The 16,714-nt window shown below is 57.0% G+C and carries 19 protein-coding genes; 9 read left to right on the forward strand and 10 right to left on the reverse strand.

Annotated elements, in window-relative coordinates; translation table 11 throughout:
- Window positions 1–201 precede the first annotated feature (201 nt).
- The 3 genes from nifK to nifH all read right to left on the reverse strand — a co-directional run bounded on the left by nifK (window position 202) and on the right by nifH (window position 4,249).
- Window positions 202–1,761: a nitrogenase molybdenum-iron protein subunit beta gene (nifK, locus tag G5S42_RS41950; protein ID WP_176112422.1), complete on the reverse strand. Its 1,560-nt coding sequence runs from the start codon at window positions 1,759–1,761 to the stop codon at window positions 202–204.
- Between the two features lie 64 nt (window positions 1,762–1,825).
- Entirely contained in the window at window positions 1,826–3,289 is a 1,464-nt protein-coding gene (gene nifD / locus G5S42_RS41955; protein WP_176112423.1) for a nitrogenase molybdenum-iron protein alpha chain, read from the reverse strand.
- Window positions 3,290–3,367: 78 nt separating this feature from the next.
- Window positions 3,368–4,249, reverse strand: a complete 882-nt coding sequence (gene nifH, locus G5S42_RS41960; protein ID WP_176112424.1) for a nitrogenase iron protein — start codon at window positions 4,247–4,249, stop codon at window positions 3,368–3,370.
- A gap of 445 nt (window positions 4,250–4,694) precedes the next feature.
- Between nifH and G5S42_RS41965 the strand changes: the two genes are divergently transcribed.
- The 3 genes from G5S42_RS41965 (at window position 4,695) to G5S42_RS41975 (ending at window position 6,293) form a co-directional block, all read left to right on the forward strand.
- On the forward strand, window positions 4,695–5,303 hold the full coding sequence (locus G5S42_RS41965) for a hypothetical protein (protein WP_176112425.1): 609 nt from the start codon (window positions 4,695–4,697) through the stop codon (window positions 5,301–5,303).
- Window positions 5,304–5,395: 92 nt separating this feature from the next.
- Window positions 5,396–6,037: an ankyrin repeat domain-containing protein gene (locus G5S42_RS41970; protein ID WP_176112426.1), complete on the forward strand. Its 642-nt coding sequence runs from the start codon at window positions 5,396–5,398 to the stop codon at window positions 6,035–6,037.
- A 13-nt stretch (window positions 6,038–6,050) separates the two neighbouring features.
- Complete coding sequence (locus G5S42_RS41975; protein WP_176112427.1) at window positions 6,051–6,293, forward strand: FmdB family zinc ribbon protein; 243 nt, start codon at window positions 6,051–6,053, stop codon at window positions 6,291–6,293.
- A 58-nt stretch (window positions 6,294–6,351) separates the two neighbouring features.
- Here the strand turns inward: G5S42_RS41975 and G5S42_RS41980 are convergent, their stop codons facing one another.
- The 7 genes from G5S42_RS41980 to nifB form a co-directional block, all read right to left on the reverse strand.
- Window positions 6,352–7,515: a DegT/DnrJ/EryC1/StrS family aminotransferase gene (locus G5S42_RS41980; protein WP_176112428.1), complete on the reverse strand. Its 1,164-nt coding sequence runs from the start codon at window positions 7,513–7,515 to the stop codon at window positions 6,352–6,354.
- A complete protein-coding gene (locus G5S42_RS41985; protein ID WP_176112429.1) occupies window positions 7,505–7,783 on the reverse strand; it encodes a hypothetical protein in 279 nt (92 codons plus the stop codon). The genes G5S42_RS41980 and G5S42_RS41985 overlap by 11 nt, the downstream gene beginning before the upstream one ends.
- Before the next feature lies 1 nt (window position 7,784).
- Window positions 7,785–8,003 carry a putative nitrogen fixation protein NifT gene (nifT, locus tag G5S42_RS41990; protein ID WP_176112430.1) on the reverse strand — a complete coding sequence of 73 codons (219 nt, stop codon included), beginning with the start codon at window positions 8,001–8,003 and terminating at the stop codon, window positions 7,785–7,787.
- Window positions 8,004–8,332: 329 nt separating this feature from the next.
- Window positions 8,333–8,818, reverse strand: coding sequence for a nitrogen fixation protein NifZ (locus tag G5S42_RS45625; protein WP_176112431.1), 486 nt, complete (start codon window positions 8,816–8,818; stop codon window positions 8,333–8,335).
- Window positions 8,819–8,877: 59 nt separating this feature from the next.
- On the reverse strand, window positions 8,878–9,240 hold the full coding sequence (locus tag G5S42_RS42000) for a HesB/IscA family protein (RefSeq protein WP_176112432.1): 363 nt from the start codon (window positions 9,238–9,240) through the stop codon (window positions 8,878–8,880).
- A gap of 68 nt (window positions 9,241–9,308) precedes the next feature.
- The gene (locus tag G5S42_RS42005; protein ID WP_176112433.1) at window positions 9,309–9,503 is read right to left on the reverse strand and encodes a 4Fe-4S binding protein; all 195 of its coding nucleotides are present in this window, start codon (window positions 9,501–9,503) and stop codon (window positions 9,309–9,311) included.
- Between the two features lie 66 nt (window positions 9,504–9,569).
- Window positions 9,570–11,168, reverse strand: a complete 1,599-nt coding sequence (gene nifB, locus G5S42_RS42010) for a nitrogenase cofactor biosynthesis protein NifB (protein ID WP_176112524.1) — start codon at window positions 11,166–11,168, stop codon at window positions 9,570–9,572.
- 405 nt (window positions 11,169–11,573) lie between these two features.
- Between nifB and nifV the strand changes: the two genes are divergently transcribed.
- From nifV to G5S42_RS42040, 6 genes are read left to right on the forward strand one after another with little or no spacing between them, the layout of a single operon-like run.
- Entirely contained in the window at window positions 11,574–12,710 is a 1,137-nt protein-coding gene (gene nifV, locus G5S42_RS42015) for a homocitrate synthase (RefSeq protein WP_176112434.1), read from the forward strand.
- A 41-nt stretch (window positions 12,711–12,751) separates the two neighbouring features.
- Window positions 12,752–13,090, forward strand: coding sequence for a nitrogenase stabilizing/protective protein NifW (nifW, locus tag G5S42_RS42020; RefSeq protein ID WP_176112435.1), 339 nt, complete (start codon window positions 12,752–12,754; stop codon window positions 13,088–13,090).
- 13 nt (window positions 13,091–13,103) lie between these two features.
- Window positions 13,104–13,952, forward strand: a complete 849-nt coding sequence (locus G5S42_RS42025; protein ID WP_176112436.1) for an electron transfer flavoprotein subunit beta/FixA family protein — start codon at window positions 13,104–13,106, stop codon at window positions 13,950–13,952.
- The gene (locus G5S42_RS42030; protein WP_176112437.1) at window positions 13,949–15,067 is read left to right on the forward strand and encodes an electron transfer flavoprotein subunit alpha/FixB family protein; all 1,119 of its coding nucleotides are present in this window, start codon (window positions 13,949–13,951) and stop codon (window positions 15,065–15,067) included. Before G5S42_RS42025 ends, G5S42_RS42030 begins: the two co-directional genes overlap by 4 nt.
- A complete protein-coding gene (locus G5S42_RS42035) occupies window positions 15,064–16,377 on the forward strand; it encodes an FAD-dependent monooxygenase (RefSeq protein ID WP_176112438.1) in 1,314 nt (437 codons plus the stop codon). The genes G5S42_RS42030 and G5S42_RS42035 overlap by 4 nt, the downstream gene beginning before the upstream one ends.
- On the forward strand, window positions 16,374–16,676 hold the full coding sequence (locus G5S42_RS42040) for a ferredoxin family protein (RefSeq protein ID WP_176112439.1): 303 nt from the start codon (window positions 16,374–16,376) through the stop codon (window positions 16,674–16,676). Before G5S42_RS42035 ends, G5S42_RS42040 begins: the two co-directional genes overlap by 4 nt.
- Window positions 16,677–16,714: the final 38 nt, after the last annotated feature.

The raw sequence follows: 16,714 nt of genomic DNA on the forward strand, positions 1-16,714 counted from the left end.
GGACTTCCCCTCTCGCTGGTGTCGATGAACGTTCGCAACTTCATCCTGGCACATTGATGCCGACTCGCGGCTTCCGCCGCAGCCTCGGGACGGGGAAGTCCCTTTCATTCTCTAGGGAGACCCAATACGCATGCTTTCCGGAGGGTTGAACTGCCCCTTTTAGCACTCAACACTGAGCCCAGCCCCGAACGGCCCCACCCCTCACCGGATGATGTCATAGCTGTAATCGGTCTTCGAGATGCCAATCGTGCTTGCATCGAGTGTCTCGAAGAATTCATCCAGCAGCGCTAATAGAACGCGTAATGCCCCCGCATACCCCCACGTCGGATAGCGGTGGTAATGGTGGCGGTCGAAAATCGGAAACACGAGTCGGACGAGCGGCGTACCAGTGTCGCGCTCCAAGTACTTTCCGTGTGTATTGCCGATCAGGAAATCCACTGGTTCCGTAAATAGCAGCGAGCGCAAGTGCCATAGATCGCGCTTTGGATAGACCTTGCATCCTTCACCATATGGCGACGCGTCCAGCAATGCCCTAACCTTTTCCGCCCACCCCTCGTTACCGTTCGTCGAGAGCACGTGCACCGGCTCCGCGCCCAACTCGAGCAGGAAGTTCGTGTAACCGAGCATCTGATCTGGATCGCCATAGAGCGCATACCGCTTGCCGTGCAGACTCGCCTGACTGTCTGCCATCGCATCAACTAGTTGCCCACGCTCCTTTTCAAGTTCAGCCGGGATTGGTCTTCCCGTCACGCGCGAAATCTCCATGAGGAAATGATCTGTACCTGAAACGCCGACAGGCGCATTCAGTGACACGACTTCGTGGCCATGATCGGCGAGGAACTTGCTGGTCTTCTCACAGCAATACTCCTGAAAGACGAACGTTGCCTTGGCGTTCAGCGCACGTTCGACCTCTTCTTTCGTAGTCCCGCCCTCGTACATCCGAAATTCGCCATCAGTCGGCGTGTTCCATGTTCCCGATGGATCGCAAATAATATTCACGCTTACGCCAAATAAATCGAAGATACGCCGAATCTCCTTCATGTTTCCGACCACGAAGCCGTCGAACCCTCCGATAAAGTTCACGCTCTCGTCAGGAACTCGCAAAAGTGGTGCAGTAGTGCCCGCCTTGCCGTCCCAAAAGTACTTCAGGATGCCCAGGAGCGCATTGTCGTAGCCGGTCACGTGGCTGCCGACAAACGCGGGCGTATGCGCGAACGGCACGTCGTAATCTTGTGGCACGCTGCCCTTCTGCTTGCTATTCTTGATGAACGCGTCGAGGTCGTCGCCAATCACCTCCGCCATGCAGGTCGTGGATACGGCGATCATGTCGGGCTTGTAGAGATTGTACGCATTCGCGAGACCGTCGATCATGTTGTTCAGACCACCGAACACGGCCGCGTCCTCTGTCATGGACGAACTGACGCACGACGTCGGCTCTTTAAAATGTCGCGAAAAATGCGAACGGTAATAGGCCACGCAGCCCTGCGAGCCATGCACGAAAGGCAGTGTCTTATGGAATCCGTTCGCGACGAATACGGCACCAAGAGGCTGACACGCCTTGGCTGGATTTATGGTCAGGGAGTCACGGGCGAAGTTCTTCAGTTTATAATCTTCTGTCTTCGTCCATTCGGCAACCCGCTTTATCGCCTCGTCGGAATGGTTGAACTCGAAGTTATCTTTCTTATTGCGAAGGAGCTCTTGATACTCCGGCTCGCGAAACAGCAGTTCGTGATCGAGAATTTTGTCGCTTGATTGGGGCATGATTCGCTCCTGTATTGATGTTCTATGCAACCGGCAATCGGCGCGGCCATGCCGCTAACAGCGCTCACGCCGCCTTCTTCCACGGTGCTTTCGACAGACTCCAGACAGGACTCGAGATCGCCATGTCCATGTCCCGCGCGAAGATAGCGAAGCCGTCGTAGCCATGATATGGGCCAGAATAATCCCAGCTGTGCATCTGGCGGAATGGGACGCCCATCTTCTGAAAGACGTATTTTTCCTTGATGCCGGAGCCGACGAGGTCTGGTCGCGTATGTTCGACAAACTTCTCGAATTCGTAGCCAGTCACGTCGTCGTAAATCAGAGTGCCTTCTTTTATGTGATGCGTTGTGCGCTGGTAGTCGTCATTGTGAGCAAACTCGTAGCCGGTACCGACAACTTCCATCCCAAGATCCTCGTACGCGCCTATTACGTGGCGTGGGCGAAGGCCACCTACAAATAGCATCACTTTTTTCCTCTGAAGCCGCGGCTTATATTTGGCTATGACGGCATCCATCAACGGACGGTATTTTGCGATCACCTTCTCGGCATTTTCCATAATGGTGTCGTCGAATCGGCTTGCAATCTCGCGCAAGCTTTTTTCGATCATTGTCGGGCCGAAAAAATTGTATTCGACCCACGGAGTGCCATACTTCTCCTCCATGTGCCGGCTGATGTAGTTCATCGAACGGTAGCAGTGAAGCAGGTTGAGCTTAGATCGCGGCGTATTCTCAAGTTCTGCGAGAGTGCCATCGCCTGACCACTGCGCGATGACCCGCAGGCCCATTTCCTCGAGGAGAATGCGGCTCGACCACGCATCACCGCCAATGTTGTAGTCGCCAATGATCGCGACATCGTACGGTGTGGACTCCAGCGCGGATCGCTGTCTCGGCTCGGCGCGGTCGAATACGCAGTCGCGAATCGCATCGTTTGCGAGGTGATGACCGAGTGACTGCGATACGCCTCGAAAGCCCTCACAGCGCACCGGTACGATCGTGTGCCCGCCGTACTGCGCGCTCTTCCTTTTAGATACTGCCTCAATATCGTCACCGATGAGGCCGATTGGGCATTCGGTTTGGACGGATATGCCCCTGTTCAGCGGAAACAGCTCCTGAATCTCGTCGACGATCTTATCGAGTTTCTTGTCACCGCCGAACACAATGTCCTTCTCTTGGAAGTCGGACGTGAATTGCATCGTGACAAACGCATCGATTCCTGTCGTCCCGACGTAGTAGTTGCGGCGCGATCCCCACGAGTACTGCCCGCATCCGACAGGTCCGTGACTGATGTGAATCATGTCCTTGATCGGCCCCCAGACGACGCCCTTCGAGCCCGCGTAAGCGCAGCCCCGAATCGTCATCACCCCCGGCAAAGACTTGATGTTTGACTTCACACCACAGTCAGGCTTGCCCTGTTCGAAGGAACCCAAATGCTTGGCCCGCCGTTTAGCCATTTTTTCAGGGTAAGCTCGCAGCACTTCGTCAATCAAGGCCTTATTAGCAGCTTTGCGTTCTTCAACCGTCGCGGTCATTGAATATCCTATAAGTGAAGACTGTCATTGGCGGAAACGGTAGCCGCGCGCCGCACGGCAACCGTCGTCCAGCACTCGTCAGGCGGTGAGCTCAGCGGCGGTCTTGCCGACTTGGGACTCATCGACTTGCACCATAATTCCTTTTTCCATCAATAAGTCTTCGAGCTGATCCATCGTGATCGGGGTTGGGATCACGCCATTGCCGCCGTTATGGTGAACCTTCTCCGCAAGCGCGCGATATTGCCCAGCCTGCTCGCTGTCCGGCGCGTACTCGATCACGGTCATCCGACGAAGTTCCGCATGCTGCACAATGTTGTCGCGCGGGACGAAGTGAATCAATTTAGTGCCTAGCATCGCTGCGAGTGATTCGGCCAGTTCAAGTTCCTTGTCGGTTTTGCGCTCGTTGCAAATGAGTCCGCCCAAACGCACACCCCCACTGTTCGCATATTTCAAGATTCCCTTCGAGATGTTATTAGCGGCGTACATCGCCATCATTTCTCCCGACATCACGATGTAAATTTCCTGTGCCTTGTTCTCGCGAATAGGCATTGCGAAACCACCGCAAACGACGTCGCCGAGCACATCGTATGACACGTAATCGACTCCGTCGTAGGCGCCATTCTCCTCAAGGAAGTTGATCGATGTGATGACACCCCGACCCGCACAGCCGACGCCTGGCTCAGGCCCGCCCGACTCGACACAGCGGATATTCTTGTAGCCTATCTTCATAACGTCATCGAGTTCGAGGTCTTCGACCGAACCGGCTTCCGCCGCGAGAGAGAGGATGGTGTCCTGAGCTTTCGCGTGCAATATAAGACGTGTCGAGTCGGCCTTGGGATCGCACCCCACGATCAAGATCTTTTGCCCAAGCTCGCTAAGCGCTGCAAGCGTATTCTGCGACGTGGTCGACTTACCGATGCCCCCCTTTCCGTAGAAGGCAATTTGTCGAAGTTGAGACATTGTTGTACTCCATTGAGATTAGAAGATAAAACCATAGGTGCGAATCAGCACTGAAAAGCCACGACCAAGTTCTCAGCCTGCTGCGTCTATATGGTCTTCTTCTAGAGTCACGCATCGGCCGGAGTGTGTCCGCGCCCTTCGTCCCTGCAACGTCCATGCCACAAGCCCCTGAATCGGCCAAATGCTTGCTCAGCGAGGCCATCCGCAAACTCTCAAATTTCGGCCACCGACAATTTCGACGTCGTCTTCCTGACAAACCGCACGCCGCTTTGCCCCAAATGGACATCCACGTGCAGAGTTGTTGCCCGCTTGACCCGGCTTACCGCAGTATTGGCCAGCATGCAGCATTGGTACGGATGTTGCGAGTTTCCGGCTGCCCGCTGAAAAGGCACGATCCAGCACCAGATTAACGATGCCAATCTATTTCTCCAATTAGGATTACATAATGCCTGATACGCTAACCGCCTCTGCACTCAGTGGGACACCATTTGCCCGCCTCGATCGCGAGGGGCGCCTCCTCAACCCCGTCTTTAAAGGCTGCACAAATGCGGCTGACAGGATCGGCTTTCGCGGCGAGCTGGCGCTACGATTTGGGCCTCACCTCGCCGACGAGGCCCGTCCGCCCGAGCTCTCTTGCGAGCAGGTGATGGCTGTCGCGAATGCTGGCGACCCACACGTCCAATTCTTCGCAGGTTGGTTACTGAGTTTTGAACACTTGACGAATGTCGGAGAAGTACTCGGCGAGGCCCTGTCGCACCACGGCAAGTACTTCCTGTTCTGTGACAACATCGATCTGTCCAGCCGCTTTCAGGTGCCGTACAAAGAAGCGACGTTTTATGTTCTGCCGATACTCGAATCGACAGTCTACAACGAGATGCTCGAACTCCTTTACCTGGAGAAGGGCGAACTCAAGAGGAAAGACACTGCCGGGAAGCTCGATGCTATCGTCGATGCGGCGATGCAATTTAGCTTTTCCTTTGACACGATAAGTTACGCGGAAGGCCTCAAACTGATGGGACCGATTCGCGATCCAAATGAAAACAGGCCCGTCTGACGACAGCGTCACGGCAGGTCGCCCGCATGTAATCGCTGCCTCTCGTTTCAGAATGTGACGGCGGTTCCAATCACCTCCACCGGAGTTAAAGCATGTCACTGCGCACCAAGACCGCATCACGTCAAACCGCGTCACTCGAGACTCCCCTACTCGAAAACCCGAGCCACACGCACACGGATATCGCGAACGCCGACGCAGATCTTCATGCACCTCCGTGCGTGGCGGTTGCGAAATGGCTCGATGCTCACGACTTCCCGGACACTCAATCGCGCAGCATTGACGGCATTACGCCCTTAATGCTGGCGGCGCTGCACGGCGAAGACTACATTGTCGCTGCGCTACTCGAATCAGGCGCACGCATCAGCGCCCTCGACGACGAAGGAAACCATGCGCTGTGGTATGCATGTTTGGGCGGCGCACCAGGACCGATCCTTCGGTTGGTCGGTGCAGGACTCGCTCTTGATCACCTAAACGCGGACGATATGACGTGTCTGATGCAGGCGGCCGCCACCGGTCGAATTGAGGTTATGTGGCTGTTGCTGTCGCTCGGCGCGAATGACAGTCTCGTTGCGCCAGACGGCCGTGACGCCCTCGACATGGCTGCCGATTTGGGACTCCAGTTACTGCACGCGGCACACGAACGCAGGAGCCCCAAATTGGTCTCAGCCGGCGAATCGCCTTATTATGGCCCGGGGAGCGCGCGCGGCGTCTTCTCCGATAATGTTTCCCGCTGACCTGCCCCTCGTCATGCCGCTCTACGACTATGTATGTCGCAACTGCAGGTTGCGTTTCGAAACTCTCGTGCGCACGGACTCGCCCGTGGCCTGCCCCCGCTGTCAGAGCACCGAACTGGAGAAGCAGGTCAGTGCGCCGTCCGCCCCAGCGCGCAGCAGGGCAATCATCGCTGCGGCCCGCCGTCAAGCGGCGCACGAGGGACATTTCAGCAACTACTCGACGGCGGACCGCAGCAAACTGTTGCGTGAGGGTTAATAAAGGCGCAGCGACAACATGGCCGATGTTACCTTCTTCTCTCTTTCCGTTGTTCTACCTAGAGATAGATCGCGGCCCCCGCACCGACGTTGGTCGCCGTGTCCTTCAAAGTTTTGACGATGTACTTCACATCCTGAACAGTAAGCTGAGTGTGCAGCGGCAACGCGAGTGCTCGATCGCCAATCCGCTCGGTATCGGGCAGACAGCCTCGTCGACCTCCAATAGCATCGGCGGCCTTCATGTAATGAAACTGCTCATGCAACGGATGGCTGTAGGCTGCCGTTTCTACCCCGCAAGCCAGCATGTCGTCGATCATTTGAGCACGCGCGCTCTGAGTAAACCTCTTGCCCAGATGCACGACGTAAAGCATCCAATTCACTTCGTCCACGTCCTCCGCCTGATACGGTGGTTTGATGCCTTCGAAGCTCTCCATCGCTTCATGATACCAGGCTTCGACCCGCTTCCGTTGGGCGAGCCGCTCCTCGAGCCCTGCCAGTTGTGCGAGGCCGAGCGCGGCGGTGATTTCACTCATACCCGCCTGCAGCGGCACCCGGGCACCGAGGGAGACCGACTTTCGATCGGCGCTCAGACGTCGCCTTAAGTAACGCAGTTCGTGCGCCAAGCTGTCGTCGTCCGTGACGAGCATTCCGCCCTCTCCCGCACACAACGCGGAGGGTGGCGAAAAGTCAAAAACCGTCACCTTACCGAACGACCCCACGCAGCGCCCACGGTAGCGTGATCCGAGCGCCTCAGTGCTATCCTCGATCAGGCTCAGACCGTTCAGATCGGCAAGCTCGCGCAACGATTGCCACGCGGCAGGATGTCCGTTCGTATTTCCCGCAAGGATTGCACGCGTCCGATCTCCAATCTTCTCTTGTGCCTTCATCGCGTCGAGGCAACCGCTCCAGTAGTCGATATCGGCAAACACCGGTGTCGCGCCGGCGAGGGTGATCGCATGCGCGATCTGATGCCATGTATGCGATGCGCAGATGACTTCATGGCCTTGACCGATGCCGAGCGCACGCAGCGCAATCCAAGTGCCGAGCGTCCCGCTCGCCACTGCGACCGCATGGACACGGCCGCTCCAGCCTGCGAATGCAGTCTCAAAAGAATCGAGCATTGGTCCGTCGCTCCAGCACGACGATTGCAGGACCGCGTGAACCAGCTCGATCTCCCGCGGCCCGCACGCAGGCTCAGTAAGTGAAATTCCCTCAGTTTCCATCGTAGACTCCGTCTTCTGCAAGGATGAGCATATTGGCCTTACTTGCGTCTGTTGTCACGGAGACACAGACACCTGTCGACGTCGCGAGATAAACGCGGCGGCCCCGAAACTGGAGGAGGGGTTTTTCATTGACAAGCTCGACCGCGCTAATCCGAATGACTCGCACATCGGGATACGACTTCCGCCAGGTTGCGGCAGCCTCCGGCAGCGTCGGTTCGCTCAGAATTAATTCGGCGATAGTACTGATCTGATCTGCTGTAAGTGCCATGTCAGTCGCGCTCACCCGCGACGCGACGCGCCTCTACGGTGACAGGAAGCGTTGTATCGGCCGCCATCTCCGGCAGCTGGAATCGCCAGCCGTTCGCAAGCGTTATCACCCCGCCCCACATCTTCTTGCCATCGATGCAAACGATCTGCTCCTCGAGATCCTTCTTTGGCACGTAGGCGCTGAGTATGCCTTTCCTGTCCATGCGGATCATTAGTTTCACGTTGAGAGTTCCAAGGTCGGTTAAAATATTCGCACTTCAACAAGTAATTCCAATAAATCTAACGATCGGGCCGAGAAGCACAGCGCTCGTCGTAGGTGGCTCTTGTACTGCGACGAGTGCCTCCCAGCTCTGATAGGCCGATATCGTCCTTCCTCCCTTACGACCGTCCAGCCGGGCGCGATCTCGCCCTCAGTGCAGCGACCGCCTGCCCGTCAAAATTGACTGATTGAGCGCATCGCAAGACTCGCCGGCACCACGTATTTATGGCCATTTCGGCAAGCCTCCAAGCCTTAACGAAAAAGCCGCTCCCGCACCAGCCTCAATAGACGTCACCGTTGCAAAGGTCCCGCAACTCCGTGACGCGGATTGCCGACGACTAGACGGGCTCCGTTGACTTGCGAACCGTCCGGTGCATCGTCACCATGCGCGTTACACGAGCCGCGTCCGACGGGTCCATTGTGGTCAGTCCCCTCGGGGCTACGAAGACCTATCCAGCCTAGATCGGCCGCATGCTCGCCCAAACGGGCGAGCACGTCATGGGGAAGGTGGTCAAGCGTGCATAGCTCCTTGGCGCGCATGCCGACGCGATGGTCGATTTCGACGAAGTGAACTGCATAGATGTAGAACCGTTGCAGGAAGGTTTCGATTCCGATCACATACCCCACGTCGCCTTTGCTGACGAGCGATTCACCCATAGCCTTACCGGCGTAGGTGCCGTCGTTACGGATGGAGAAGCGCGAAGCGACGCGCTCACCAATGCTGAAGCGAGGCGCAAATGTGAGCTCAATGAGGTCATCGCTGTCAATTCCAGTCATACTTATCCTCCGTGACATACCGAACTGCTAGCTCAAGACAACTGCGGTGGAGGAAGGGGTCACCCGCGTCCGATCGCGCTAACATCAATCCGAGCGACATTGGCACTGACCGCGACGACCGACCGTTGGTCTTCCTTAATAAATGCGAAACCTGACCGATCTGGCGTTTCGATGAAGTCGATCTTCAGACCATCTAGCAAAACGCGGCTTTCTGCCGGCAAGAAAATTCGCAGTCCGTGGACCTCGATGGTCTCGTCGCCGGTCCGAGCCTCTACTTCGGCACTGAATTCGGCGTCATATCCAGAGCATCCGCCGGTCCTGACAAGAAGACGAAAACCAGCACTTGATGGCAAGCCGGAAAAACGCACCACACGGCGCATAAACTTTTCCGCGGCAGCGGTAACAGCAAATTTTGTCAACATGATGTCGGCATGGTAATAGTTAGTAATCCTTTGACGATTCGTCAATGTGCTGCCCGCGGCTAGCGATGCTAGCTCACCACAATGCACCCGTCCACGGGACAAACCGCCAAGCACTGCGGACTATCAAACTGTCCTTCGCATACGGTACATTTCTTCGGATCGATTGCGAATACGCCAGCTTTCTCGCTTATGGCGACATTCGGGCACTGCGGCTCGCAGGCCGAGCAGCCGGTACAGGTTGAGGCAATGATCTTCAGGGGCATAATGGCACTCCTTGTAAGATGGTTTGTATAGCGCGCGGGCAGCCGATCCATTTGTCCGTGTGCCGCTCAATCAGCAGCAGCCGTCGCAGTGATCGACGTCTTCTGCCGGATCCCGGGGGCGCCACGCTCCACGTGCACGGTCACGCCTTTCGTGATGCGGCTGCAATATTCGATGAACCATATCAGCGCGGCTTTTTCGATTGTTTCGTACGCGTACTGGTCCACCGGCTCAATGCCCGCCTGCGACAGCTCCTTGCGCGGACACAAACCGACCTTCGCAACCAGTACAGCGTGGCAATCGCTGATCGCGTGTATGAGCGGTGGCAGGCGATCTTCATCATCATGGCCGCCCCGACAATACGACTCCACGCGGCGGTGTCCCACAAAGATCGCTCCGCCAGCGCTGACCTCGAAAATCTGGAACTCGGAGACATGCCCGAAATGTGCGTTCACGCGGCCGTCTCCCTTCGTCGCGACAGCGATCAGCACCTTCAGGTCGGTCGGCACTTCGCTCGCCTTCACCAAAGCCATTGCAGTCTGTTTCGCGTCGCGCTGCGCATTGCGTTGCACTTCCACTCGGCGCTGAAGTTCCCGACGGTAATTAGCGTCGGACCTAGTTTCCATGTCGTCGATCCCGTCGAGCTTGAACTCGTCGCGGCGGTCCTCACTCAGTAGACCTACTGCGTCCGCACGGCACTGACGGCAATGGCGCATTAACGTAGCGCCTCCCTTGCAACGGTCGTGCACGACCATTAACTCGCTAGCAGTAGGGCCACGCTGTCCGTGCAGTCCGAAATACGTGCCATGCTCAGCGTCCGAGATGAGCGGCATGATATTGTGCAGGAAAGCACCGCGCTTCTTCACTTCGCTGTTCACCTCGATCAGGTGTTCGTCATTTATGCCCGGAATCAACACCGAGTTGATCTTCGTCAACACGCCGCGCGCCGTGAGCATTTCGAGCCCTTGCATTTGCCGCTCATGAAGGATCTGCGAGGCCTCCTTGCCCCTGACGCGCCGGTGGTCCCAAAAAATCCACGGATAGATCAATTCACCGACGTTGGGGTCCACCATATTGATGGTGATCGTCACATGCTCAACAGCGTTGCTGCAAATCTCATCGACAAAGTCCGGCAACGCTAGTCCGTTCGTTGACAGACATAGTTTGATGTCCGGAGCGCGCTCGCGGAGCATACGGAAAGTGTCAAAAGTCCTCTTCGGATTGGCGAGCGAGTCACCGGGACCCGCAACGCCCAACACCGTCAACTGCGGAATCTTGGCCGCGACGGCCAAAACCTTATTCACGGCCTGCTCCGGCGTCAGCTTCTCCGACACGACGCCGGGTCGCGACTCATTGGAACAGTCATATTTACGATTGCAGTAGTTGCATTGGATGTTGCAGGCGGGCGCCACCGCCACATGCATTCGCGCGTAATGGCGATGCGCTTCTTCCGAAAAACAAGGATGCTTGTTTATCCTTTCCCATACTTCTGCCGGCTCGCGCTCAGGCTCGTCCGACGAACTGCAGCCCGACTTGTCTGCGCGGCCGTGGGTGTCGCAGCCGTCGATCTGAACAAGCGCATGTCCGGTCACCCTCAGGGTTAGTGTCTTTTGGATACCGACAGGCGCAGTCGAGGACAGCGTGCTGGCATTCGCGCAATCTTGCATGGATGTTCTCTCCAAAGCCTCCAGTGGTTCGCCGGCTTTACCAGCGAAATCCATGCCACTCACTCGAACTCCATTGGTATCGGTACGTGAGTTGGCCAACCAACTCAATCTTCTTGCTACGCGTCTTGACCAAAAGCCGACAACCAAGCCGTATTCTGTCGCTGTCACGACAAAAATAACGCACTCGTCGTGAGCACAAGTTGCTTTTGGTAGGCCACTATCCGCTCTCTATCACCCGGCACTGCCGCATTGCGCGTGGGGCATCCGCGATGCCTCTCCGCCTGAAGGGCAAGCTTCGGCCGCTCGTGTGGCGCCGACAGGGTACCGCGAAGCGTTGCTTTGACCTGTAGACCATCACCTGGCACAACGTTTGCGATACGTGGCCAACAGCTGAAGGGATCCGACATGAGCAACCCAATCATCAATGACACGACACTCCGCGACGGCGAGCAAACCGCTGGCGTCGCATTTCGCACGGAAGAAAAGTGCGCGATTGCCGCCGCACTGTCGCAGGCTGGCGTCGCCGAACTCGAAATCGGCATTCCAGCCATGGGCGAAGACGCAATGGCGTGCATTGATGCGATTGTCGACATGAACCTCGACGCTCGTCTGATCGTTTGGGGGCGACTCACCGACGAGGACCTCAGCGCGGCATTACGCTGCGATGCCGACATGATTCATCTTTCGGTCCCGGTATCGGATATTCACTTGCAACACAAGCTACGGCAGTCGCGTAGTTGGGTGTTAGCGCGGATCGCACGCGTCATTGGAAAGGCTGCGAAAAGCCACCCCAAGATCTCCCTCGGTATGGAAGACGCCTCGCGGGCGGACCCCTCGTTCATCTTAGAAGTTGTGCGATGCGCAGAGCAGCATGGGGCTCAGCGCGTACGATTTGCGGACACCGTGGGCATATTGGACCCTTTCAAGACATTCCACGCTATCGCAGCAATCCGCGTCGCCGTGGACCTGGAGATCGAAATCCATTCGCACGACGACCTCGGACTCGCCACCGCCAACACGCTGGCGGCCCTCTCAGCAGGGGCGACCCACGCCAGCACTACCGTCAACGGCCTGGGTGAGGGGGCCGGCAATGCAGCGCTTGAGGAGGTCGTCATGGGCACGCGACATCTGCTCCGACGAGACACAGGCATTGACGCAACTGCGTTACGCGACATCTCATCGCTGGTCGAACGGGCGTCTGGCCGCGCTATTTCCTCCAACAAGAGCATTGTTGGTAAGGACGTCTTTATGTACGAGTCAGGCATTCCTACCGACGGCCTTTCGAAGCTCCCCACGACCTACGAGGGATTCGATCCCGCAGAACTAGGCCAGCAACGGTCGACGATACTCGGCAAGCATTCTGGATCTCAAAGTGTACGTGACGTCTACGACGCTCTTGGCGTCACAGTGTCCGAGCGGCTTGTGCCTCAGTTGCTTGCACGTATCCGGTCATTTTCCACACAGTACAAACAGGCGCCGGGGACAGCCGATCTGCATCGCTTCCTGACGCAAGCACGTGGCACCCGAGTTAAGGTGTCTTGAGGCCGTCATCGGGTGCGCATTGGTCCAATAGGAGAAACGACGTGCAAGAGGTTACCGAACAACTGCATCGCCTGTCGTCCGCGGAAGACTTCCTGCGATTCTTTGACATTTCATTCGACGAGAAGGTAGTGAACGTCAGCCGCCTGCACATTCTCAAGCGTTTTTTTCAGTACATCGAGGAACAGAAGGGGCTACCGCGTAACAACGCGGCGGCTGTGTTCTCTATCTATCGATGTTTACTGAATAAGGCCTACAACGACTTCGTCGTGTCCACGCCCGCAGAGCAAAAGGTTTTCAGAGTCTTTCAGGAAGCGGATGGACGGCGGGTCGTCTCAATTGACCAGCTGCGCGCGTCGCTGCCAGCACGCGGCGACGCCTGACCCGGAGTACCCAATGCATATTGTCGTTTGCATCAAGCAGGTACCGGACTCGGCACAGATCCGCGTTCACCCTGTCACCAACACCATCATGCGTCAAGGCGTCCCAGCCATCGTCAACCCTTACGATCTGTTCTCGCTGGAGGAAGCGCTGAGGCTAAAGGACCGCTTTGGCGGTACTGTAACCACACTCTGCATGGGGCCGCCGCAGGCTGAAGACGCACTTCGCAAATGCGTCAGCTATGGGGCCGACGAGGCTGTACTCGTCACCGATCGCGCTTTCGCTGGCGCCGACACGCTGGCAACGTCATATGCGCTGGCTGCCGCGATCCGACAAATCGCCAAGGAACAGCCGGTCGATATGATCTTTACTGGCAAGCAGACTATCGACGGCGACACTGCCCAGGTCGGCCCCGGCATCGCTACACGCATGGGCTTCCAGTTGCTCACTTACGTGTCCAGGATCGTGGAAATCGACCTCGCCGCACGCTCGATCGTCGTCGAGCGTCGCGCAGAAGGCGGCGTACACGTACTCAAAACTCGATTGCCATGCTTGGTGACGATGCTTGAGAACACCAACGAACTTCGCTTCGCGACGCTGCCCAGAATGATCCACGCGGCAGCTTTTCCGGTACGGAAATGGAATCGCGAGCAGGCTGGCATCGAGGACGTTAGCAAAATTGGGCTGAAAGGCTCACATACCGTAGTGAGCAAAGTGTTCGGCCCAACACCGCGCGAGCAAAAAGCCGAGATGCTCACACTGGATATGGCGAGCCTGCGCGGCGTCTCGTTGGATCTGGTGCATAGGATGTTCGCTCGCCATCCGACTTTGGAGGCAGACGTGCTAATGAAGAGGACCTTATGAACTCGACCGTTGCCGCGAAAAAGCAGCCGGCCTTGAATGCCAGAGGCCGCAACCTGGAGCTACCCGAACATCTAAAAAACTACACCGGTGTCTGGGTCTTCCTTGAGCACGACCGCGGCCACGTGCATAACGTGTCGTGGGAGCTGCTCGGCGAGGCCCGCAAGCTTGCAGACAAACTTGGCAGCAACGTCTGCGTGGCGGTGCTCGGCGGCACGGATGAGCCCCTCGAAAAGTTTTCAACTGAGGCGTTCAGCCTTGGAGCAGACAAAGCCTATGTCATTCACGACCCAGTGTTGCGTGGCTACCGCAATGAGCCATTCACGAAGGGGCTGACCGATCTGGTCAACAAGTACCGCCCTGAAATTTTACTGCTCGGCGCGACCTCGATGGGCCGGGATCTCGCCGGCTCCGTTGCTACAACCCTGCTCACCGGGCTCACCGCCGACTGCACCGAACTGAACATCGATCCGACCTCCCGGGCACTGGCGGCCACTCGTCCGACGTTTGGCGGCTCGCTGCTCTGCACGATCATGACGCTTGCATATCGACCGCAGATGGCGACGGTACGCCCACGGGTCATGGCGATGCCCTCAGCGCAAGAAGGCCGCGTCGGCGAGATCGTGCAGGAAACACTGGGGCTCGTCGAAGCCGACATTGTCACCAAATTGCTCGACTTTGTCGCTGATGCGACGAGCTCTCGGATCAACCTTCCGTATGCGGATGTGATCGTCAGCGGCGGCAAGGGTCTCAAAACTCCGGAGAATTTTCAACTCGCGTTTGATCTGGCGCGCGTACTCCGTGGCGAAGTCGGCGCTACGCGCCCGTGCGTGCAGGCAGGTTGGGTCGCGGCGGATCGACAGGTCGGGCAAACTGGCAAAACCGTGCGGCCGAAACTTTATATCGCAGCCGGCATCTCGGGGGCAATCCAGCATCGCGTCGGCATGGAAAGCTCGGACGTGATTGTCGCAATCAACACCGATCCGAACGCACCTATTTTCGAATACGCGCATTACGGCATCGTCGGAGACGCACTGCAGTTTCTGCCCGCGCTAACGCACGCCTGCAAGGAACACTTGGCACTTCGGCAAATGCGAGACACCAGGAGAGTTAGATGAGAGAATCGTCGCAATTCGACGCGATCGTCGTGGGTGCCGGACCGTCGGGCAACGCTGCGGCCTATGTTATGGCTAAGGGTGGACTGAAAGTACTTCAAATCGAGCGCGGCGAATATCCCGGTAGCAAGAACGTTCAAGGCGCGATTCTTTACGCCAGTGCACTTCAAGAAATCATCCCAGACTTCCGTGACGACGCGCCACTTGAGCGCCACATCATTGAACAGCGCATGTGGATGCTCGACGATACTTCGTTTGTAGGCACACACGCGCGTAGCGACGACTATAACAACCCCCCGTATAACCGCTACACGATCATACGGGCGCAATTCGACAAGTGGTTTTCGTCGAAGGTCCGTGAGGCCGGTGCCTTACTGATCTGCGAGACCACGGTGAATGACCTGATTCTGGACGGAGACCAAGTTGTCGGCGTCCAGTGCGACCGCGAACACGGCGAAGTTTATGCGGATGTCGTGATTCTCGCGGACGGCGTCAACTCAACTTTGGCCCGCAAAGCGGGCTTCCATGGTGAGATCGAAGCGCGCAACGTCGCACTAGCCGTGAAAGAGATCCTCTTCATGCCCGAGGAGACAATTCGCGAGAGGTTTAACGTTGCCGATCAAGAAGGCGTTGTAATAGAGATGGTTGGACGAATCACAGATGGCATGGCAGGAACTGGGTTTCTTTACACGAACAAGGAGTCGCTGACGATCGGCGTCGGCTGTATGCTGAGCGACTTCAAGAAAAACTCTAATCGCACAACCCCGTATCTGCTTCTCGAGAAAATGAAGCGTCACCCGTCCATCGCTCCCCTTATCGCGGGTGGCGAGATGAAGGAGTACTGCGCGCATCTCATTCCCGAAGGAGGGTTTAATGCGATCCCGCAAGTATACGGTAACGGCTGGATGATCGTCGGTGACTCGGGCGGCTTCGTCAACGCCGCGCACCGAGAAGGCTCGAATCTCGCAATGACGACGGGGCGCCTCGCTGCCGAGACAGCAATAGCCGCCAAAGCGGCCGGCCGCCACGGCTACCGTGCCAGCACGCTGTCAGCGTATAAGGCCGCGCTAGACAAGAGTTTCGTGATGAAGGACTTGCACAAGTACCGCGATATGCCGAAGGTCTTACACCATAATCCCCAGTTCTTTACCACATACCCTGATCTCGTCGCGAAAGCGGCCCGCACTATGATGACGGTCGATGGCATCGACAAGAAGACCAAGAAGCGCGAGGTCATAACCAGCTTCCGTAAAAGTCGCTCGGTGACAGGGCTGATCGGCGACGCATACAAATTCTGGAGGGCTTTCCGATGAATAATACGACCACTGCCAACATCGACGAAAAGCTGTTTCAAAATCGCTACCGAGTGGACGTCGGGCGGCCGCACGTCCGCATAAAAGACGTGGACATTTGCACAAATGATTGCACAGAAAAGAGCTGTACATTCGTGTGTCCCGCCTCCTGCTATCGGAACGAGAACGACGGCTCAGTCACGTTGGTCACCGACGGCTGCCTCGAATGCGGTAGTTGCCGCATTTTGTGCACCGAACACCATAATGTTGAATGGGCCTATCCGCGCGGGGGATATGGCATACAGTTCAAATTCGGCTAAACGAACAAGCTCAGTATCGCTCCGCGGCTGAGCGCCTT

It is taken from the genome of Paraburkholderia youngii (assembly GCF_013366925.1).
In the GTDB taxonomy this organism is placed as follows: Bacteria; Pseudomonadota; Gammaproteobacteria; order Burkholderiales; family Burkholderiaceae; genus Paraburkholderia; species Paraburkholderia youngii.